Raw genomic sequence first — 19,249 nt, forward strand, 5'->3', positions numbered from 1 at the left:
GTCCCGGTCACTTCATCGGCGCCAGCTCCGCATCGCCCTTGAAGGGCTCCTTGCGGGCCGCGCTCGATTTGCGGATTTCTGCCACCACATCCCCTTTCACGGGCGGGCCGGCATTGCCCCACTGGCTGCGGATATGCGTCAGCACCGCCGCCAGTTCGGCATCCTGCAGCTGGCCGCCAAAGGCCGGCATGGCACCGTTGTAGGTCACACCCTTCACCGTCAGCGGCCCGTTCACACCATGCAGCACGATGGACGCCAGCGTGGCCTCCTTGCCCTGCACCCATTCCGATCCGGCCAGCGGCGGAAACACCCCCGGCACGCCTGCACCGGTCGCCTGGTGGCAGGAAGCACAGCGCGCCGTATAGACCGCAGCCCCGTCCACCGCCGCACCGGCCACCTTGGGCGGCGTCTGCAATTCGGCCAGCACGCGGGCATCGCCCCGCGCCGGCGGCATGCTGTTGATGGGAGCGCGCACGATGTACACCACGCCAAACACCAGCAAACCCGCCACGATGGAACTCACGAACCACGGCACTGCGCCATTGCCCTCGTGCGGCTCGCCATATTCGCGCTGCTGCTGCAGATTGCACTGCATGCCCTGATTGTTGCCTGTTGCCTGCATCTCCACCTCCTTCACGGGCGCGATGCCGGCGCAGCCGCCGGGCTCGCCTCAGCCGGACCGGTGCGGTCCAGCGATTGCAGGTACCTGACCAGCTCCACCGCATCCGGCAGGGCCACCACGACCTGCCCCTTGGGCGCATGTTCCGGCGGCAGCTGCACCACCACATCGCCCTCCTGCACCTTGGCCTTCAACTCGAACAGATAGGGATAGGACGGCATGATGCTGCCCGGCACATAGGCCCGCGGCTGGTACAGATGGCCCAGATGCCACTGCTCGCTCGGCTGGCGCGCGCCGATATTCATCAGATCCGGCCCGGTGCGCATGGTGCCGAGCAGGTGCGGCTTGTCGTAGGCATAGTCGCCCGCCACGGTGGCGCGGCCCCAGCCGCGATCGAAGTCGGGCGCAAAGCCCTTGGGCCGCGGCTGCTGCGTATGGCAATAGACGCAACCGTTGGCGATGTACACCTCGCGCCCGCGCAGCTGCGCATCGTCATACGGCTTCAGGCCCGGCGTGGGCACCGCCTTGTGCACCTGCAGGTAAGGCAGCACCACCAGCGCCGCCGCCGAAAACGCCAGCATCACCATGGCGCCCGAAATCAGCCTGGCTTCGCTTTTCATGCGTACACCCCTTCCACCTTGGCCGCGCGGAACAGCGTCGGCGTTTCGCGTTGCGGCCCCCAGCCCATCACCAGCATGACGAAATGGGCGATGAACACTAGATGCCCGGCCAGCATCAGGCTGCCACCCACGCTGCGCGCCTTCAGATAGGGCAGCGTCACCGCCACCGAGTCCATGAAGCTGCGCGCCGCATCCAGCATGGCCGTGCCCTGCAGCCAGCCGCCAATGGTCAGCGCCCAGAAATAGACCATGAAGCCGGCAAACACCAGCCAGAAATGCGCCGTGATCCAGCCCGCGTACGGCCATTCGCGACCCATGATGCGCGGCATCACGAAATACATCGCGCCAAAGAACACGAAGCTCACAAAGCCGTACATGCCCAGATGCGCATGGCCCACCGTGTAATGCGTGAAGTGCGTCACCACGTTCAGTTCGCGCAACGCACCGAACGAACCCTGCAGCGAGCTCAGCGTGTACATGGCCGCGCCCGCCACCACGAAACGCAGCGTGGGCGAATGCCGCATGGTGGCCCAGCGGCCATGCATGGTCTGCCACTGGTTCACGGTAAAGGCCACCACGGGGATGATCATCATCATGCTCTGCACGATGGACAGCGTCACCACCCAGGCCGGCACCGGCCCGCCGATCAGGTGGTGGCCGCCCACCTGCCCGTAGAAGAAGGCCAGCCCCCAGAAGCCCAGCAGCGACAGGTTGTACGACTGCACCGGCCGCCCGATCACCTTGGGCAGGAAGTAATACACCGCCGCAATCGCCAGCGGCGTGAAGAAGTAGCCCAGCACATTGTGCGCATACCACCAGTTCGTCGTGGCCTGCTGCACGCCGCTGTGCAGGCCCGGAAACTTCGCCACCACCAGCATCACCGGCAGCCAGAACAGCGCCGCACCCATGTACCAGACCGACACATACAGGTGCTTCACCCGCCGGCGCACCAGCGTGAACAGCAGCGGCAAGGCCATCAGCGCACCACCAAGCAGCAGCACAATGTCGATCTGCCAGGGAATTTCCAGCCACTCCAGCCCATCGTTGATGCCGATGGCAATGCTGGTCAGCCCCGCCATCACGGCGATGTTCCACAGCGCCACGCCCACCAGCGCCCAGTTGGCCCCCACCAGCGGCGTCTTGAGCACACGCGGCAGGATGAACATGGCAATGCCGAGCCCTGCCATCGGCGCCCATCCGTAGGCCACGCCGTTCAGGTGCAGGGTGCGGATGCGGCCAAAAGTCAGCCAGGCCTGCTGCGTCAGCCAGTCCGGTTCATGCAGCTTGATCGAGGCTGTCAGCCCCGCCGTCGAGGCCAGCAGCAGCCAGAACACCGCGCAGCAGAACAGCACGAGCACCAGCCGGGCGGTGGAGGCATCGGCCTGGGCCCGATCGGCCAGTTCCTGCGCATCCGGCGGGCAGGGAGCGGCATCACGCGCCGCGTTCACCGTGCCTTGCAGTTCCGCACGCTCGGTGGGAGTGGCTGCAGGATCGTCCACGCGGCCGATCTCGCCGGGCGCGAAAATCACCTCGGCCCCCTGGCTGGTGCGGTCGAACAGGCCCGATCGCTGCGACCAGATGAACAGCATCAGCGCCACGAACGAAATCACGAAGGCCGACAGCAGAAGATAAGCGGTACTCATACAACATCCTTGATGCAGGGAGGGCCGCATGCCCGGTCCGGCCATGCCAACAACTGCTCTCCCTGCAAGCCGTAAGCGTGACAGCCGCCAGGGCTTTCGTCTGTGCGGTAGCGCACAGAACACGGGGCCCATACCACCACGCGCGCACGGGTTTCCCGCGCGTCTGGGGCAAGGCCAGGGAAATTGCTGGCATGCTGCCTCCATGCGCTCCCCCTCTCTGCCCGGCAACTCCACCAGCGACCGCGCCCCGACCCGCGAAGAAGCCTGCGGCAACCTGCTGCTCGCCGGCCTGCCTGCCGATGCCTGGGAACGCTGGCAGCCCTTTCTGGAAGTGGTGGATCTGAACCGCGGCGACGTGCTGTACGACGGCGGCGACCCGATCTCGCACGTGGTGTTTCCCACCACCGCCATCGTCTCGCTGCAATACCTGCTGCAGGATGGCCGCGCCACCGAAATCGCCATCATCGGCCGCCCCGGCATGGTGGGTGTCTCGCGCCTGCGCGGCGGCGAAAACACCCCCAGCCGCGCCGTGGTGCAGTACTCCGGCCAGGCCATGCGGCTGCCTGCCGACTTTCTGGAGCAGGAGTTCACCACCCAGCCCGCCGTGATGCACATGCTGCTGCGCTACATGCAGGCGCTGATCACGCAGATGGCGCAGAACGCCGTCTGCCACCGCCACCACAGCATCGAGCAGCACCTGTGCCGCTGGCTGCTGCTCAACCTGGACCGCATGCACAGCAACGAGCTGCCCGTCACCCACGAAAACATCGCGCAGCTGCTCGGCGTGCGCCGCGAAGGCGTGACCGAGGCCGCCGGCCAGTTGCAGCGCGCCGGCCTGATCGGGCGGCGCCGCGGGCACATCACCGTGCTGGACCGCCCCGGTCTGGAAGCACGTTGCTGCGAATGCTATGCGGTAGTGCGGCGCGAATACGACCGGCTGCTGCCGCCCGTTTCGGTGCCCTGAGCAAGCGCTGCGCGCACCCGCTCGCGCAGCGCGGGCAGCACCTCACCCTCGAACCACGGATTGGCCTTGAACCACGCCACATTGCGCGGTGAGGGATGCGGCAAGGGCAGCATATCCGGCCCGAGCCCCTGCCAGTTGCGCAGGGTATCGGTGACGGACGTGTGCCCATGGCGCTCAAGAAAATGCTGCTGCGCGTAGCCGCCCACCAGCAAGGTCAGCCGGATCTGCGGCATCAACGCCAGCAGCCGCTCGTGCCACAGCGGCGCACAGGCCTTTTGCGGCGGCCGGTCACCACTCGCTCCCCGGCCCGGAAAGCAGAACCCCATCGGCATAATGGCCACTTGCCCGGCATCGTAGAACACCGCCTCGTCGATGCCCATCCATTCCCTCAGGCGTCTGCCACTGGCATCACTCCAGGGAATACCGCTGGTATGTACCTTGGCTCCCGGTGCCTGTCCCACGATCAAGATGCGCGCATCCGCACCCGCCTGCAGCACCGGCCGCGGCTCATGCGGCAAATGATCCGCGCACGCCCGGCACGCGCGCACCTCCTCCAGCAGGCGTTCCAGCGCCGTGTCTGACATGGCCTGTGCGTTCACGGCGATAGGGATGGTCGTCATGCGGAGCATTTTCCAGCAGGCTGCGAAACAGCGCCCCGATTATGGACTCCTCGCTCGCGCCTACTCCAGCGAGCGCCCTTCCCCCGCCTCCTCATGCGTCACCCCGTCCCGGATGTGGTAGATCCGCTTGAAGGTCGGGATGATCTTCTCGTCATGCGTCACCACGATGATGGCGGTCTGGAACTGTTGGGCCATGCTGTTCAGGATGCGGATCACCGCCAGCGCCCGCTCGCTGTCCAGCGGCGCCGTCGGCTCGTCCGCCAGGATCACCGGCGGCCGGTTCACCAGCCCGCGCGCAATCGCCACGCGCTGCTGCTCGCCGCCCGAAAGCTGCGAGGGCATGGCCTTGGCCCGGTGCTGCACATCCAGCGCCGTCAGCAGTTCCAGCGCCCGCTCGCGCGCCTCGCCATTGGCCACCCCCGCCAGCATCGGCAGCAGCGCCACGTTGTCCGTCACGTCCAGAAACGGAATCAGGTACGGCGCCTGAAACACGAAGCCGATCTTGTCGCGCCGCAGCGCACGCAAGTCCTTCACCTTCCAGCCGTTGTCGTAGATCACCTCGTCACCCAGCGTCATGCGCCCCTCGGTCGGGTCGATGATGGCCCCCAGACATTTGAGCAGCGTGCTCTTGCCCGAGCCCGAAGGCCCGATCAGCCCCACCACCTCGCCCGGCGCCACCTGCATGTCCACACGCTTGAGCGCATCCACCGCCGTGTCGCCCTGCCCGTAGCGCTTGCGCAGGCCCTCGATGCGGATACCGAAACCTGCCATCGTCAGCCTCCAATCGCCTCGGCCGGATCGATCTTCAGCGCCAGCCGGATCGACACCAGGCTCGCCAGCGCACAAATCACCATCACCGCCACGAAGCCGATCAGCGTATCCTTCGGCATCAGCAGCACGTACTTCGGAAAGGCCGGTGCCGCAAACGTGGCGCTGATTCGCCCCACTACAAAGCCGATCAGCCCCAACGCCAGCGCCTGCTGCATGATCATCATGGCAATCGTGCGGTTGCGCGTGCCGATCAGTTTCAGCACCGCAATCTCGCGGATCTTGTCCATGGTCAGCGTGTAGATGATGAAGGCCACGATGGCTGCGCTCACGATCGCCAGGATCACCAGGAACATGCCGATCTGGCGTGACGAGGTCGCAATCAGCTTGCCGATCAGGATCTCCTCCATCTCGGCCCGCGTATAGGCATTGAGCCGCTTCCAGCGCCGCACCGCCTGCGCCGTGGCATCGGCATCCGCGCCCGGCTGCAGCGTCACCAGCACCGCGTTGACCGAATTGTTGGCGCTCTGCGAGCCCTGCACCGCCTCCAGCAGCCCCGGCACGCCCGGGCGGTTGAAGGCCGGATTCGCCTCGGTGCGGCGCCGGCTCTGCAGGATCGCATCGTTGTCCTTCAGGAACTGCGCCTCCTGCGCATCCTTGAGCGGAATGAACACCATCGGATCGCCGCTGGACGACACCATACGTCGCGTCAGCCCCACCACCGTGTAGTGGTTGCGCCGGATCTGGATGCGCTGCCCGAGCCGGAAGCCCGAGGCCCGGTCCGCCACCGCCTCATAGTGCCCGCGCGTGATCTGCCGCCCCGCAATCAGGAACGACGGCCAGCCCGGCGTGCCCACCGATCCTGGCGCTATCCCCACCACCATGGCACGCACGTCGCCGCCCTCGTGCCGCACCTGCGTGGTCAGGTAGGTCACGTTCGCCACCGTGCGCACCCCGGGCATGGTGGCAATCGCACGCCACGCATCATCCGGAATGCTGGACGACTCCGCATACGGCCCCAGCGTATCCTTCTGCACCACCCAGATATCGGCGCCGCTGTTGTCCAGCAGCACCTTGCCATCGTCCACCATGCCGCGGTACACACCCGCCATGATCAGCGTCACGCCGATCAGCAGCCCCAGCCCGATGCCGGTGAACAGGAACTTGCCCCAGGCGTGCAGAATGTCACGCCCGGCCAGGCTGATCATGCCTTCACTCCCGGAATGCGTTCGACACGCTTGATGCGGCTGCGCTCGCTCAGCGCACGCTCGCTGTACACCACCACTTCGTCACCGGCTTTGAGGCCCTCCAGCACCTGCACCCGGCCATCCAGATCGGAAGCGCCCAGCCGCACCGGCACAAAGCGCACGCCACTGCCATCCGGCACCCATACGCCGGTCTGCGCATTCAGCTTGCGCACCGCTGCGTTCGGAATCACCGGCTGCGCCGGTTGCTGCGGCAACAGCACCGTCACCTCGGCCAGCTCGCCAATCGGCGGCAGCACCGCAAGCGGCTGGCTGAACACGATCTTGGCCAGCGTCTCCTCCGTCACCTGGTCGGCCAGCGGCTCCACCAGCTGCACCGCGCCCTGCACCGGCTGCCCGCTGCGCGAACGCAGCACGATGCGCGCCGGCAACTGCGCAGCCAGCCCGCCGGCATGCACCTGGTCAAAACGGGTATTGATCCACAGGCTCGCCGGATCGATCAGCTCCAGCACCGCCTGCCCGGCCACCACCGTGGTCCCCGGATCGGCACTGCGCGCCGCCACCAGCCCGGCCACCGGCGCCACCAGCCGCAGATTGCCGCGCTGCGCCTGCAAGGCGGCACGCTCGGCCCGCAGACGGGCAATCTCGCTGCCACTGCTGCTGACCGCCGCATCGGCCACCTGCAACTCCTGCTGCTTGGACTCCGCCAGTTCGCGGCTGCTCGCCTCGGCCATATACAGATCGCGATAGCGCTTGGCCTGCCCGCGCGCAAAGCTCTGACGCGCCTGCGCCTCACGCTGCGCCGCCTCGGCGCGGCGCAAGGCCGCCTCCTGCGCCTGGATGCGCTGGTCCAGATCCACCGGATCCATCTCGCCCAGCAACTGTCCTGCCTGCACCGCATCGCCCGCATGCACCTCCACGCGCTTGAGACGGCCCGCATACGTCGGCCCGATCTTGTAGGTATAGCGCGCCTGCACCGTGCCGATGCCGTACAGCCCCGGCGTGATCGCCCGCGACTCCACCCTGGCCACCGTGGCCGGCACCGGCGCCAGCGGCCCGGAACGCAGCCCGACCCAGGCAAACACCGCAACCAGCACCAGCACCACCAGTGCTAAACCCAGCGTGCGTCCCCGCACCGGCAACTTCAACTGCATTGCAACCCCCGCTCATAAATCGCATACACGCGCGGGGCATAGCGCGCAATGCGCTGCACATCCCCCACCAGAAACGACTGCATCACCAGACCCTGCAAGGTGCCGATGAACAGCAGCGCCGCCGCCTCGGCATCCAGCGTCGCCGGCAACTCCCCCTCGCGCTTGCCCTGCTCCAGCAACTCTTGCAGATGGCCCGCATAGCGCACCAGCAGCGCCTTGGCGATGCGCTTGGCCGGTGTATCCTGCGCGCGCTGCATTTCGCCGAACAGCATGCGCGGCACGCCGGGATACTCGCCGGCAAAATCGGCATGCGCCATGAACATCGCGCGCAGCTTGGCCAGCGGCGTTTCCTGCTGCATGGCAGAGCGCGCAATCCGCGCCAGCAGCAGTCCGCTCACGCGCTCCATCACCGCCTCCCACAGCGCATCCTTGCTGGGAAAGTGGCGGAACAGCGCGCCCTGCGTCAGCTGCATGCGGCGTGCCACGTCGCCCGTACTGATCTCGGCCGGATTCTCCTGTCCCGCCAGCGCAATCACGGCATCGATCGCCTGATTGCGCCGTTCTTCGCTGGGCAGATAACGACCGCGGCGCGCGCGGGCCTCTTCAGCAGCCGCATCCGCCCCGGCAATAGCCGACAAGCTGTCATCCTGCTCCGTCATCGTCAGCCCCTCGGCGAGGAAACCAGCTGCCGCCACGACCACCAGCCGATGCCGCTCCAGATCAGCGCCCGCAGCGGCATAGCCACCAGCGTGCGTTTTTCATGGGCTCCGCCGCCCATTACCAGGAACAGGAAAGCAATCAGCACCAGCACCGAAGCCAGCGCGATCGCCACCGCCAGCCGTGCCGCCCATGGCCGGTGCAGCCACAGTCCGATGCCTGCAAGCACATAGGCAAAGCCCGCCAGAAAGTTGAACCAGAGCACAAAGGGCACGTACTGCCCCGCCGCCTGCCGCCCTGCGCCATCCACGAACAGCACCGCGCCGCCCTCCTTCAGCGTCAGCAAGCCGAACGCCACAGCCACCAGGGCCAGAACGCGCAATCCCCAACCCCTGCTTTCTGTCTGCCGTGCCATGTCCCGCTCCTTTCGGATGTCTGCTCCATGCCAATGAAGGGCAGCCCATCCCACAAAGTAATAGTTCACTCACTATATTCATGCGGAAACTGTTTGGCAAGTGATTTCCATGCTGGCGTAACGGGTGTGCAGGCCAGGGAGCGCGTGGCGCGCAGCCCGCGCTCCCCCGCCCGCCGACAGGCGGACTCCTGCCGCCAATACCCGCTCCATCACCACGCGCACAAACAAAAAACCCGCAGACCTTTCGGTTTGCGGGCTCCTCGTATGTATTGGTTGCGCGAGAAGGATTTGAACCTCCGACCTTTGGGTTATGAGCCCAACGAGCTACCAGACTGCTCCATCGCGCGGCAAGACATTTATTGTATCACCGATTATTCGGCTTTGGAAGCCTCTTCGGAAGAATTTTCTTCCACTTCGGGACGATCCACCAGTTCGACATAGGCCATGGGGGCGTTGTCACCCACGCGGAAGCCCATTTTCAGGATACGCGTGTAGCCACCCGGACGGTTGGCGAAACGGGGACCCAGGTCGTTGAACAGCTTGACGACGCTGTCGCGGTCGCGCAGGCGGTCGAACGCCAGGCGCTTGTTGGCCACGGTGTCCTTCTTGGCCAGCGTGATCATCGGCTCGATGACCTTGCGCAGTTCCTTGGCCTTGGGCAGGGTGGTCTTGATGGCTTCGTGCGCGATGAGGGAGTTCATCATGTTGCGCAGCATCGCCTGGCGATGGGCCGATGTACGGTTCAGTTTGCGGAGTTTCAGTCCGTGACGCATGGTGCTTCCTTTCGATTATTAGCGGACAGCCGTATCAGGTACTGCCCGGGCACACATTGGGGCAAGGCCCCGGGTTGGGCCACGCGCCGGACCAGCCGGCAACGTGGCGAAAAAATGATCAGCGCTTTTCCAGACCTGCGGGCGGCCAGCTTTCCAGCTTCATGCCCAGCGTCAGGCCACGGGAGGCCAGCACTTCCTTGATCTCGTTGAGCGACTTGCGGCCCAGGTTCGGGGTCTTCAGCAGCTCGTTCTCGGTACGCTGGATCAGGTCGCCGATGTAGTAAATGTTCTCGGCCTTCAGGCAGTTGGCCGAACGCACCGTCAGTTCCAGCTCATCGACCGGGCGCAGCAGCACCGGATCGAACTGGGCAGCGCTGCGCGATGCCGGCTGGTCGAACGCGTCCAGCGCGCCGCCTTCCAGCTGTGCGAACACGGCCAGCTGTTCCACCAGGATCTTGGCGGAAGAACGCACGGCGTCTTCAGCGGAGATGGCACCGTTGGTCTCGATCTCGATCACCAGCTTGTCCAGGTCGGTACGCTGCTCGACACGGGCGCTTTCCACGGCGTAGCTCACGCGTTTGACAGGGGAGAAGGACGCGTCCAGCACGATGCGGCCGATGAACTTGAAGGCTTCGTCGTTGTGGCGACGCAGGTTGCCGGGCACATAACCGCGGCCCTTTTCCACCTTCAGCTGCATGTCGATCTTGCCGCCCTGGGACAGGGTGCAGATCACGTGATCGGGGTTGATGATCTCTACGTCATGCGGAACCTGGATGTCGGCGGCGGTCACGACGCCTTCGGTGTCCTTGCGCAGGCTCAGGGTCACTTCGTCGCGGTTGTGCAGCTTGAACACCACACCCTTCAGGTTCAGCAGGATGCCGACCACGTCTTCCTGCACGCCGTCGATGGACGAGTACTCGTGCAGCACGCCGGCAATCGTCACCTCGGTGGGCGCGTAGCCGACCATGGACGACAACAGGACACGGCGCAGGGCGTTGCCCAGGGTGTGACCATAGCCGCGCTCGAACGGCTCCAGCGTCACCTTGGCACGGTTCGCGCTCAGCTGCTCGACGTGAATGTTTTTGGGTTTCAACAGATTGGTTTGCATTCTGACTTCCTCTCAATACCCCCGGCTCGTTACACCGGTAAGGCTGGCGAAGCCCCTGGTGCTTCATGCAAGGTGCACCAGGAACCAGAGTGACGGGCGCGGCAGCGCCGTCCATGGAAAATACGGCCGAAGCCGTATCTCCATGAGGATTAGCGGGAGTAAAGTTCGACGATCAGCGATTCGTTGATGTCGGCGCCGAACTCGTCGCGGTCCGGAGACTTCTTGAACGTGCCTTCGGCCTTGTCGGCGTTCACTTCCACCCATGCCGGGTAGCCCACCTGGCCTGCCAGCTGCAGCGCCTCGATCACGCGGGCCTGCTTGGCAGACTTCTCGCGCACGGAGATCACGTCACCGGCCTTGACCATGTAGGAGGGGATGTTCACCTGCTGGCCGTTCACCAGGATCGCCTTGTGCGACACCAGCTGACGGGCTTCAGCGCGGGTGGAACCGAAACCCATGCGGAACACCACGTTGTCCAGACGGGCTTCCAGCAGGCTCAGCAGGTTGGCACCGGTGTTGCCACGGCGACGCTCGGCTTCGGCAAAGTAGCGGCGGAACTGGCGCTCCAGCACACCGTACATGCGCTTGACCTTCTGCTTCTCGCGCAGCTGCAGACCGAAGTCGGAGGTGCGCTGGCCGGAGGTGCGGCCATGCTGGCCGGGCTTGGCTTCGAATTTGCACTTGTCGCTGATGGAGCGGCGGGCGCTCTTCAGGAACAGGTCGGTGCCTTCACGGCGGGCGAGTTTTGCCTTGGGGCCAAGATAACGTGCCACAGTATTTTCCTTTGATTGTTGCTGCTGCGCTCACAAAAGCGCAGGAGCCGCCAACGCAATGCAGCTGGCGGCAGTGGGCTTGGGTTGAAAAAAAATCAGATGCGACGGCGCTTTTGCGGGCGGCAGCCGTTGTGCGGCACCGGCGTCACGTCGGAGATGGACGTGATTTTAATACCAAGTGCAGCCAGTGCGCGCACGGAAGACTCGCGACCCGGGCCGGGACCCTTGATTTCGACTTCCAGGTTCTTGATGCCCTGTTCCACGGCAGCGCGGCCGGCCACTTCGGAAGCGACCTGTGCAGCGAACGGGGTGGACTTGCGCGAACCCTTGAAACCCTGACCGCCGGAAGAAGCCCAGGACAGGGCGTTGCCCTGGCGGTCAGTGATGGTGATGATGGTGTTGTTGAACGAGGCGTGCACGTGCGCAATGCCATCGGCAATGTTCTTGCGGACCTTCTTGCGGACGCGGGATGCAGCGTTGGACGGTTTAGCCATGGTTACTCTTCGCTCTCAATTATTTCTTCAGGGACTGGGCTGCCTTGCGCGGGCCCTTGCGGGTGCGGGCATTGGTGCGGGTACGCTGACCACGCATCGGCAGGCCACGGCGATGACGGAAACCACGGTAGCAGCCGATGTCCATCAGGCGCTTGATGTTCATCGTGGTTTCGCGGCGCAGGTCACCTTCCAGCGTGAACTGGGCCAGGGCGTCACGGATTTTCTCCAGGTCGCCGTCAGTCAGTTCCTTGATCTTCTTGGAGTACTCGATACCGCAGGCTTCGCAGATCAGGCGGGCGCGGGTGCGGCCGATGCCATAGATCGCCGTCAGGCCGATTTCAGCGTGTTGGTGCGGCGGAATGTTGATACCAGCAATACGTGCCATGTGATTCCTCTAGATGTTTCTATCAGCCTTGACGCTGCTTGTGACGGGGATCGGTGCAGATGATGCGCACCACGCCTTTGCGGCGGATAACCTTGCAATTGCGGCAAATTTTCTTTACCGAAGCTGAGACTTTCATTTCTCTCTCCTTTGTTCTTTACTTGGCGCGGAACACGATGCGCGCTTTGGATAAATCGTACGGGGTCAACTCGACCGTTACCTTGTCGCCTGGCAGGATGCGGATGTAGTGCATCCGCATCTTGCCGGAGATATGGCCCAACACCACATGTCCGTTTTCCAGCTTGACGCGAAATGTCGCATTCGGGAGGTTTTCGACAACCTCACCCTGCATCTGGATCACATCATCTTTAGCCATGATGAGTTAACGAGCTTTGAAGTTGGCCTTTTTCAACAGGGCATCGTATTGCTGCGTCATCAGGTAGTTCTGCACCTGGGCCATGAAGTCCATGGTGACGACAACGATGATCAGCAAGGATGTTCCGCCAAAGTAGAACGGCACGTTGTATTTCAAAATCAGGAATTCCGGCAGCAAGCACACCAGGGTGATGTAGATTGCGCCGACGAACGTCAACCGGAGCAGGATCTTGTCGATGTAGCGTGCGGTATTGTCACCGGGACGGATACCGGGCACGAAAGCACCGCTCTTTTTCAGGTTGTCGGCAGTTTCCCGGCTGTTGAACACGAGGCCGGTGTAGAAAAAGCAGAAGAAAATGATCGCAGCAGCATACAGGGCGATGTAGATCGGCTGACCGGGAGTGAGCGAGGATGCGATATCACGCAGCCAGCGCATGCTCTCGGCACTGCTGAACCAGTTCACCACCGTGGCGGGCAGCAGGATGATCGACGATGCGAAGATCGGCGGAATCACACCGGCCATGTTCAGCTTCAGCGGCAGGTGCGAAGCCTGGCCACCGTAGACCTTGTTGCCCACCTGGCGACGCGCGTAGTTGACCAGGATCTTGCGCTGTCCGCGTTCCACGAACACCACGAAGTAGGTCACCAGCACCACCAGTGCCAGGATGATCAGCGCCACGATGATGCTCATCGCATTGGTGCGGACCAGTTCCATCAGGCCGGCAATCGCGCTCGGCAGACCGGCAGCGATACCTGCAAAGATCAGGATCGAGATGCCGTTGCCCAGGCCACGCTCGGTGATCTGCTCGCCCAGCCACATCAGGAACAGCGTACCGGCGCTCAGGCTGACGACGGCGGTCATGCGGAACATGAAGCCGGGGTCCATCACCAGACCGGGCTGCGATTCCAGCGCCATGGCAATGCCGTAGGACTGGAACAGCGCCAGGGCCAGCGTGCCGTAGCGGGTGTACTGCGTGATCTTGCGCTGTCCGGCCTGGCCCTCTTTCTTGAGCTGCTCGAACGTGGGAACCACGTAGGTCATCAGCTGCATGATGATCGATGCAGAGATGTACGGCATGATCCCGAGTGCGAACACCGTAAAGCGCGACAGGGCGCCACCCGAGAACATGTTGAACAGGTTCAGGATGCCGCCTTGCTGCCCCTGGAACAGCTGGTGCAACTGGTCAGGGTCGATGCCCGGAACGGGGATATGCGCCCCGATCCGGTACACCACCAGGGCCAGCAGCAAGAACACCAGACGGCGACGCAGGTCGCCATACTTGGGAGCACTTGCCTTGTTTGCCAGACTAGTAGCCACGTTACACGCCCTTGTGTGCTTGGGTCAATCAGGCCAGGCTGCCGCCGGCTGCCTCGATGGCGGCCTTGGCACCAGCCGTGGCACCAATGCCGGTCAGCTTGACCGCACGGGTCAGCTCGCCGCTCTTGATGACCTTGACGACCTTGATCATCTGGCCGACCAGACCGGCCTCTTTCAGGGCCAGCATGTCGACTTCATCCAGGCCCAGCTGATCCAGCTCGGACAGGTTGATCTCGGCGTTGTACTTCAGCAGGTGGGACTTGAAGCCGCGCTTGGGCAGACGACGCTGCAGGGGCATCTGGCCGCCTTCGAAGCCGACCTTGTGGTAGCCACCGGAGCGGGATTTCTGGCCCTTGTGGCCACGGCCTGCAGTCTTGCCCAGACCGGAGCCGATGCCGCGACCCACGCGACGCGCTGCGTGCTTGGCGCCTTCGGCAGGCTTGAGGTTGTTGAGTTCCATCTTCAGACCTTACAGAACTTTCACCAGATAGGCGACTTTGTTGATCATGCCGCGCACTGCAGGAGTATCCTCCAGTTCGCTGACGCTGTTGAGCTTGCGCAGGCCCAGACCGCGAATGGTGTCGCGATGGGACTGCTTGGTGCCGATCGGGCTGCGCACCAGCTGCACTTTGACGGTTTGCTTGTCAGACATGTTTCTCTCCATCAGGCGGCGAAGATGTCTTCCACGCTCTTGCCACGCTTGGCGGCCACTTCGGCCGGAGTCGTGGAGTTGCGCAGTGCATCAAACGTGGCACGCACCAGGTTGTACGGGTTGGACGAACCATGGCTCTTGGCCACGATGTCGGTGATGCCCATCACTTCGAACACGGCGCGCATCGGGCCGCCGGCGATGATACCGGTACCCTTGGGAGCCGGCGTCATCATGACGCGGGAAGCGCCGTGGTGACCCATCACGGTGTGGTGGATGGTGCCGTTCTTCAGGGACACCTTCAGCATGCCGCGGCGCGCTTCTTCCATGGCCTTCTGCACGGCCACGGGCACTTCCTTGGACTTGCCCTTGCCCATGCCGACACCACCGTCGCCGTCGCCGACCACGGTCAGGGCTGCGAAGCCCAGGATACGACCACCCTTGACAACCTTGGTCACGCGGTTGACCGCGATCATCTTTTCGCGCAGGCCGTCGTCGCGAGCGTCGTCTTGCGGTTTAGCTTGAATTTTTGCCATTTTCGATTCCAATCCTTAGAACTGCAGGCCGGCTTCGCGGGCAGCGTCGGCCAGAGCCTTGACGCGGCCGTGGTAGGCGAAGCCTGCACGGTCAAAGGCAACCTTCTCGACGCCAGCAGCCTTCGCCTTCTCGGCGATGCGCTTGCCGATCATGGCGGCAGCCGCCACGTTGCCACCCTTGCCGGCAGCGCCCAGTTCCTTGCGGATATCGGCTTCGGCAGTGGACACGGTAGCCAGCACCTTGGTGCCGCAACCGGAAATCAGCGATGCATACATATGCATGTTGGTACGGTTCACGGTCAGACGCGGCACGCCTTGGGCGGCGATGCGGATACGCGTCTGGCGTGCACGGCGAATACGTTGGGCTTTCTTGTTCAACATGATGCCGTTCCTTATTTCTTCTTGGTCTCTTTGATGATGACGCGCTCGTCGGAGTAGCGCACACCCTTGCCCTTGTAGGGCTCGGGCGGACGCGTTGCGCGCACTTCGGCGGCAATCTGGCCAACGACCTGGCGGTCAGCACCTTTGATGACGACTTCGGTCGGCGTCGGGGTGGCCGCGGTAATGCCCTCGGGCATTTCCAGGATCACCGGATGCGAGTAGCCGACGTTCAGGTTGAGCTTGTTGCCCTGGACGGAGGCCTTGTAGCCCACGCCGATCAGGTTCAGCTTCTTCTCGAAGCCCTTGCTCACGCCGACCACCATGTTGTTCACCAGCTGGCGCAGGGTGCCGGACATGGCGTTGGCTTCACGGGATTCGTCAGCCGGCACGAAGGACAGCTTGCCGTCGTTCAGCTCGACCTTGACCAGACGGCTGGCCGCAGCGGACAGCTTGCCGCCAGCGCCCTTGACGTCGATGGTTTCTGCATTGATCGCAACATCCACACCCTGGGGGATGGCGACGGGCATTTTACCTACACGGGACATCTTGTATTTCTCCTCGCTTCGATTACGCCACGTAGCACAGCACTTCGCCGCCGACACCGGCTGCGCGCGCCTTGCGATCGGTCATCACGCCTTGCGGAGTGGTGACGATGGCCACACCCAGACCGTTCATGACCTGCGGCAGGGTCTTGGAACCCTTGTAGACGCGCAGGCCGGGACGGCTGACGCGCTCGATGCGCTCGATCACCGGACGGCCGGCGTAATATTTCAGGGCGATCTCGAGGACGGACTTGCCGTCTTCGGTCTTGACTTGGAAGCCGTCGATATAACCCTCGTCCTGCAGCACCTTGACGATGGCGGTCTTCACCTTGGAAGCCGGCACGTTCACGACGGCCTTGTTGACCATCTGTGCATTGCGGATGCGAGTCAGCAGATCGGCGATGGGATCACTCATGCTCATTCTTGATTCTCCTGCCGATTACCAGCTGGCCTTGGTGACACCGGGGATGCCACCGGCGAAGGCGATTTCACGGATCTTGGCGCGGCCCAGGCCAAACTGGCGGAAGGTACCACGGGGACGGCCGGTCAGTTCGCAACGGTTGCGCTGACGGGTCGGGTTGGCATTGCGGGGCAGCTTCTGCAGAGCCAGACGGGCGGCATCGCGCTCTTCGTCGCTCTTGCTCACGTCGTTGGCAACAGCCTTCAGCTCGGCATGCTTCTTGGCAAACTTGGCAACCAGCTTGGCGCGCTTGAGTTCGCGTTGGATAAGTGCAACTTTAGCCACAGTTCACCTCAGTTCTTGAACGGGAAACGGAAGCCGGCGAGCAGTGCCTTGCACTCTTCGTCGGTCTTGGCCGTGGTGGTGATGCTGATGTTCAGGCCACGCAGCGCATCCACCTTGTCGTATTCGATCTCGGGGAAAATGATCTGCTCTTTCACACCGATGTTGTAGTTGCCGCGGCCATCGAAGGAACGGCCGGAGATACCACGGAAGTCACGCACGCGGGGCAGCGCGATGTTGATGAAGCGATCCAGGAATTCGTACATCTGCACGCCGCGCAGGGTCACCATGCAACCCAGGGGCTGGCCTTCACGGATCTTGAAGCCGGCGATGGCCTTCTTGGCCTTGGTCACGACGGGCTTCTGGCCGGCGATCTTGGTCAGGTCGGCCACGGCGTTGTCCATCACCTTCTTGTCGGCAACGGCTTCACCCACACCCATGTTCAGGGTGATCTTGGTGATGCGCGGAACCTGCATCGGGGACTTGTAGCCGAACTTCTCGGTCAGCGCGGGAGCGACTTTCTCGCGGAATTGGTCTTGCAAACGTGCCATGATCATGCCACCTTGATTTCTGCACCGCTGGACTTGAACACGCGCACCTTGCTGCCGTCTTCCAGGGTCTTGATACCGACGCGGTCGGCCTTGCCGGTAGCCGCATTGAAAATGGCCACGTTGGACTGGTGGATAGGCATGGCCTTTTCCACGATGCCGCCAGCCTCGCCCTTCATGGGGTTGGGCTTGACGTGCTTCTTGACCATGTTGACGCCATCGACCAGCAGGTACGAGTCGTCCTTGCGCAGCGCGACGGTGCCACGCTTGCCCTTGTCACGGCCGGTGATGACAATCACCTCATCGCCTTTGCGAATCTTGTTCATGCCGTCACTCCTCTTACAGCACTTCGGGAGCCAGGGACACGATCTTCATGAAGCGCTCGGTACGCAGTTCACGCGTCACGGGGCCGAAGATGCGGGTGCCAATGGGCTCCATCTTGTTGTTCAGCAACACGGCTGCGTTGCCATCAAACTTGATCAGGGAACCGTCGCCACGGCGAATGCCCTTGGCAGTACGGACCACCACCGCGCTGTAGATCTCGCCTTTCTTGACGCGACCACGCGGAGCAGCTTCTTTCACGCTGACCTTGATAATGTCGCCGACACTGGCGTAGCGACGCTTGGAACCGCCCAGCACCTTGATGCACAGGACAGACTTGGCGCCCGTATTGTCGGCAACCTCTAGACGAGATTCTGTTTGGATCATTTGTAATTCCCAACTTGTACCTGGTTGCGTACCCGCATGCGAATACGCTCCAAAGCCAGTCTTGGGCCCGTCATTCACGCCGCAAAAGGACTCTCACAGCGCTGCAGTTGGGCAGACATATCGCACCCGAAATGATGCGAAGCCTTGTATTGTCGTTGATCAGGATGCATTCGTCAACACCTGCCTGTGCTTTTTTTGCATCAGGCACAAGGAGTTAGCGCTTGCGGCTGGTGCGGCGGGCACCGGGCGCGTGTGCCCGTGCCGCGCCCCCGCGGCGCAGGGACGCTTCGGACAGGGGCTTCGGGCCGGGGAAATACCTTCGACGCGCCATGCTATCGGATAATGCCCTTCACGCGGCAATTGTCCGGACCCTGACCGACAAGCCCCTCCTTCCCACTCTTTCCCGACTGCCACCATGACTACCAGCCCCATTCCGGAACACCTGCAGATTGCCTTCATCGGAGGCGGCAACATGGCCAGCGCCATTCTCGGCGGACTGGTGCGCCAGGGCATGGCTCCGGACCGCATCCGCGTGGTCGAGCCCTTCGCCGAGACGCGCGCGCGCCTGCAGCAGGAATTCGGCGTGCAGGTGCTGGAAGCAGCCGACGCCAGCCTGGCCGAGGCCGACGTGGTGGTCTGGGCCGTGAAGCCGCAGCAGTTCGAGGAAGCCACGCGCCCGGTGGCCGGGCATGTGCGACAGGCCCTGCACCTGAGTGTGGCCGCCGGCATTCCGGCCTCGGCCCTGACGCGCTGGCTGGGTACCGAGCGGCTGGTGCGCGCCATGCCCAACACGCCGGCGCTGGTCGGCCAGGGCATGACCGGGCTGTTTGCCGGCGCCGGCGCCAGCGCCCAGGACCGCGCCGTGATCGACGCGCTGCTGGCACCGACCGGCCAGCGCATGTGGCTGGAGCAGGAAGCCCTGATCGACAGCCTGATGGCGATTTCCGGCTCCGGGCCGGCCTATGTGTTCTATTTCATCGAGGCGCTGGTGCGCGGCGGCGTGGAGCTGGGGTTGACGGCCGAGCAGAGCAAGACGCTGGCCGCTCAGACCTTTGCCGGGGCGGCGGCGCTGGTGCAGGCCTCGCCGGACGCGCCCGAAGTGCTGCGCCAGCGCGTGACCAGCAAGGGCGGCACCACGCACGAAGCCATCACCACCATGCAGCAGCATGGCGTGGAACAGGCCATCGTGGCGGCCATGCATGCCTGCGCGGCACGCGGGCGCGAACTGGCCGAGCAGTTCGGCGGCTGACCGGCC

The 19,249-nt window shown here is 63.8% G+C and carries 29 protein-coding genes and 1 tRNA gene; 2 read left to right on the top strand and 28 right to left on the bottom strand.

Annotated elements, in window-relative coordinates; all coding sequences use genetic code 11:
• Positions 1 to 7: 7 nt before the first annotated feature.
• From KKQ75_RS09430 to KKQ75_RS09440, 3 genes are read right to left on the bottom strand one after another with little or no spacing between them, the layout of a single operon-like run.
• Positions 8 to 622: a c-type cytochrome gene (locus KKQ75_RS09430; RefSeq protein WP_250131056.1), complete on the bottom strand. Its 615-nt coding sequence runs from the start codon at positions 620 to 622 to the stop codon at positions 8 to 10.
• A gap of 11 nt (positions 623 to 633) precedes the next feature.
• The gene (locus tag KKQ75_RS09435) at positions 634 to 1,239 is read right to left on the bottom strand and encodes a cbb3-type cytochrome c oxidase subunit II (RefSeq protein WP_213361799.1); all 606 of its coding nucleotides are present in this window, start codon (positions 1,237 to 1,239) and stop codon (positions 634 to 636) included.
• Positions 1,236 to 2,882, bottom strand: coding sequence for a cbb3-type cytochrome c oxidase subunit I (locus tag KKQ75_RS09440; RefSeq protein WP_213361803.1), 1,647 nt, complete (start codon positions 2,880 to 2,882; stop codon positions 1,236 to 1,238). Before KKQ75_RS09440 ends, KKQ75_RS09435 begins: the two co-directional genes overlap by 4 nt.
• 202 nt (positions 2,883 to 3,084) lie before the next feature.
• Between KKQ75_RS09440 and KKQ75_RS09445 the strand changes: the two genes are divergently transcribed.
• On the top strand, positions 3,085 to 3,846 hold the full coding sequence (locus tag KKQ75_RS09445) for a Crp/Fnr family transcriptional regulator (RefSeq protein WP_213361804.1): 762 nt from the start codon (positions 3,085 to 3,087) through the stop codon (positions 3,844 to 3,846).
• Here KKQ75_RS09445 and KKQ75_RS09450 read toward each other — a convergent pair.
• The 25 genes from KKQ75_RS09450 to rplN form a co-directional block, all read right to left on the bottom strand.
• Entirely contained in the window at positions 3,789 to 4,466 is a 678-nt protein-coding gene (locus KKQ75_RS09450; protein ID WP_250131057.1) for a uracil-DNA glycosylase family protein, read from the bottom strand. The genes KKQ75_RS09445 and KKQ75_RS09450 overlap by 58 nt on opposite strands.
• 60 nt (positions 4,467 to 4,526) lie before the next feature.
• Positions 4,527 to 5,237, bottom strand: a complete 711-nt coding sequence (locus KKQ75_RS09455; protein WP_213361805.1) for an ABC transporter ATP-binding protein — start codon at positions 5,235 to 5,237, stop codon at positions 4,527 to 4,529.
• A 2-nt stretch (positions 5,238 to 5,239) separates the two neighbouring features.
• Complete coding sequence (locus tag KKQ75_RS09460) at positions 5,240 to 6,442, bottom strand: ABC transporter permease (protein ID WP_213361807.1); 1,203 nt, start codon at positions 6,440 to 6,442, stop codon at positions 5,240 to 5,242.
• Positions 6,439 to 7,593, bottom strand: a complete 1,155-nt coding sequence (locus KKQ75_RS09465; RefSeq protein WP_213361808.1) for an efflux RND transporter periplasmic adaptor subunit — start codon at positions 7,591 to 7,593, stop codon at positions 6,439 to 6,441. The genes KKQ75_RS09460 and KKQ75_RS09465 overlap by 4 nt, the downstream gene beginning before the upstream one ends.
• Positions 7,584 to 8,252 (bottom strand): TetR/AcrR family transcriptional regulator, encoded by a 669-nt coding sequence (locus KKQ75_RS09470; RefSeq protein WP_213361810.1) that lies wholly within the window; start codon positions 8,250 to 8,252, stop codon positions 7,584 to 7,586. The genes KKQ75_RS09465 and KKQ75_RS09470 overlap by 10 nt, the downstream gene beginning before the upstream one ends.
• A 2-nt stretch (positions 8,253 to 8,254) precedes the next feature.
• Positions 8,255 to 8,734 carry a hypothetical protein gene (locus KKQ75_RS09475; protein WP_250131058.1) on the bottom strand — a complete coding sequence of 160 codons (480 nt, stop codon included), beginning with the start codon at positions 8,732 to 8,734 and terminating at the stop codon, positions 8,255 to 8,257.
• Positions 8,735 to 8,935: 201 nt separating this feature from the next.
• Positions 8,936 to 9,012: transfer RNA gene (locus tag KKQ75_RS09480), tRNA-Met, on the bottom strand.
• A 24-nt stretch (positions 9,013 to 9,036) separates the two neighbouring features.
• Positions 9,037 to 9,438, bottom strand: coding sequence for a 50S ribosomal protein L17 (gene rplQ, locus KKQ75_RS09485; RefSeq protein WP_213361811.1), 402 nt, complete (start codon positions 9,436 to 9,438; stop codon positions 9,037 to 9,039).
• A gap of 118 nt (positions 9,439 to 9,556) precedes the next feature.
• Positions 9,557 to 10,546 (bottom strand): DNA-directed RNA polymerase subunit alpha, encoded by a 990-nt coding sequence (locus KKQ75_RS09490; protein ID WP_213361813.1) that lies wholly within the window; start codon positions 10,544 to 10,546, stop codon positions 9,557 to 9,559.
• A gap of 149 nt (positions 10,547 to 10,695) precedes the next feature.
• Positions 10,696 to 11,319, bottom strand: coding sequence for a 30S ribosomal protein S4 (gene rpsD / locus KKQ75_RS09495; RefSeq protein WP_213361815.1), 624 nt, complete (start codon positions 11,317 to 11,319; stop codon positions 10,696 to 10,698).
• Positions 11,320 to 11,414: 95 nt separating this feature from the next.
• Complete coding sequence (rpsK, locus tag KKQ75_RS09500; RefSeq protein ID WP_091812826.1) at positions 11,415 to 11,813, bottom strand: 30S ribosomal protein S11; 399 nt, start codon at positions 11,811 to 11,813, stop codon at positions 11,415 to 11,417.
• Positions 11,814 to 11,832: 19 nt separating this feature from the next.
• Complete coding sequence (gene rpsM, locus KKQ75_RS09505; RefSeq protein WP_091812825.1) at positions 11,833 to 12,198, bottom strand: 30S ribosomal protein S13; 366 nt, start codon at positions 12,196 to 12,198, stop codon at positions 11,833 to 11,835.
• A 22-nt stretch (positions 12,199 to 12,220) separates the two neighbouring features.
• Positions 12,221 to 12,334 carry a 50S ribosomal protein L36 gene (gene rpmJ / locus KKQ75_RS09510; protein WP_076342701.1) on the bottom strand — a complete coding sequence of 38 codons (114 nt, stop codon included), beginning with the start codon at positions 12,332 to 12,334 and terminating at the stop codon, positions 12,221 to 12,223.
• Positions 12,335 to 12,352: 18 nt separating this feature from the next.
• Positions 12,353 to 12,571 (bottom strand): translation initiation factor IF-1, encoded by a 219-nt coding sequence (infA, locus tag KKQ75_RS09515; RefSeq protein ID WP_091812823.1) that lies wholly within the window; start codon positions 12,569 to 12,571, stop codon positions 12,353 to 12,355.
• Positions 12,572 to 12,577: 6 nt separating this feature from the next.
• Positions 12,578 to 13,888 carry a preprotein translocase subunit SecY gene (gene secY / locus KKQ75_RS09520; protein ID WP_213361817.1) on the bottom strand — a complete coding sequence of 437 codons (1,311 nt, stop codon included), beginning with the start codon at positions 13,886 to 13,888 and terminating at the stop codon, positions 12,578 to 12,580.
• A gap of 28 nt (positions 13,889 to 13,916) precedes the next feature.
• The gene (gene rplO, locus KKQ75_RS09525) at positions 13,917 to 14,348 is read right to left on the bottom strand and encodes a 50S ribosomal protein L15 (RefSeq protein ID WP_213361822.1); all 432 of its coding nucleotides are present in this window, start codon (positions 14,346 to 14,348) and stop codon (positions 13,917 to 13,919) included.
• 9 nt (positions 14,349 to 14,357) lie between these two features.
• Positions 14,358 to 14,540, bottom strand: a complete 183-nt coding sequence (gene rpmD, locus KKQ75_RS09530) for a 50S ribosomal protein L30 (RefSeq protein WP_091812817.1) — start codon at positions 14,538 to 14,540, stop codon at positions 14,358 to 14,360.
• Between the two features lie 11 nt (positions 14,541 to 14,551).
• Positions 14,552 to 15,073: a 30S ribosomal protein S5 gene (gene rpsE / locus KKQ75_RS09535; RefSeq protein WP_091812816.1), complete on the bottom strand. Its 522-nt coding sequence runs from the start codon at positions 15,071 to 15,073 to the stop codon at positions 14,552 to 14,554.
• Between the two features lie 15 nt (positions 15,074 to 15,088).
• Complete coding sequence (gene rplR / locus KKQ75_RS09540) at positions 15,089 to 15,454, bottom strand: 50S ribosomal protein L18 (protein ID WP_091812814.1); 366 nt, start codon at positions 15,452 to 15,454, stop codon at positions 15,089 to 15,091.
• 11 nt (positions 15,455 to 15,465) lie between these two features.
• Positions 15,466 to 15,999: a 50S ribosomal protein L6 gene (gene rplF, locus KKQ75_RS09545; protein ID WP_213361823.1), complete on the bottom strand. Its 534-nt coding sequence runs from the start codon at positions 15,997 to 15,999 to the stop codon at positions 15,466 to 15,468.
• 22 nt (positions 16,000 to 16,021) lie between these two features.
• Complete coding sequence (gene rpsH, locus KKQ75_RS09550) at positions 16,022 to 16,417, bottom strand: 30S ribosomal protein S8 (RefSeq protein WP_091812810.1); 396 nt, start codon at positions 16,415 to 16,417, stop codon at positions 16,022 to 16,024.
• 18 nt (positions 16,418 to 16,435) lie between these two features.
• The gene (gene rpsN, locus KKQ75_RS09555) at positions 16,436 to 16,741 is read right to left on the bottom strand and encodes a 30S ribosomal protein S14 (protein ID WP_213361826.1); all 306 of its coding nucleotides are present in this window, start codon (positions 16,739 to 16,741) and stop codon (positions 16,436 to 16,438) included.
• A gap of 8 nt (positions 16,742 to 16,749) precedes the next feature.
• Positions 16,750 to 17,289 carry a 50S ribosomal protein L5 gene (rplE, locus tag KKQ75_RS09560; RefSeq protein ID WP_213361828.1) on the bottom strand — a complete coding sequence of 180 codons (540 nt, stop codon included), beginning with the start codon at positions 17,287 to 17,289 and terminating at the stop codon, positions 16,750 to 16,752.
• 2 nt (positions 17,290 to 17,291) lie between these two features.
• Positions 17,292 to 17,612 (bottom strand): 50S ribosomal protein L24, encoded by a 321-nt coding sequence (gene rplX, locus KKQ75_RS09565; RefSeq protein WP_213361829.1) that lies wholly within the window; start codon positions 17,610 to 17,612, stop codon positions 17,292 to 17,294.
• A gap of 13 nt (positions 17,613 to 17,625) precedes the next feature.
• Positions 17,626 to 17,994: a 50S ribosomal protein L14 gene (gene rplN / locus KKQ75_RS09570; protein ID WP_213361830.1), complete on the bottom strand. Its 369-nt coding sequence runs from the start codon at positions 17,992 to 17,994 to the stop codon at positions 17,626 to 17,628.
• A 415-nt stretch (positions 17,995 to 18,409) separates the two neighbouring features.
• Between rplN and proC the strand changes: the two genes are divergently transcribed.
• A complete protein-coding gene (gene proC / locus KKQ75_RS09575) occupies positions 18,410 to 19,243 on the top strand; it encodes a pyrroline-5-carboxylate reductase (RefSeq protein ID WP_213361833.1) in 834 nt (277 codons plus the stop codon).
• The last annotated feature ends 6 nt before the right edge of the window (positions 19,244 to 19,249 follow it).

This window comes from Brachymonas denitrificans (genome assembly GCF_907163135.1).
GTDB lineage: Bacteria > Pseudomonadota > Gammaproteobacteria > Burkholderiales > Burkholderiaceae_C > Brachymonas > Brachymonas denitrificans_A.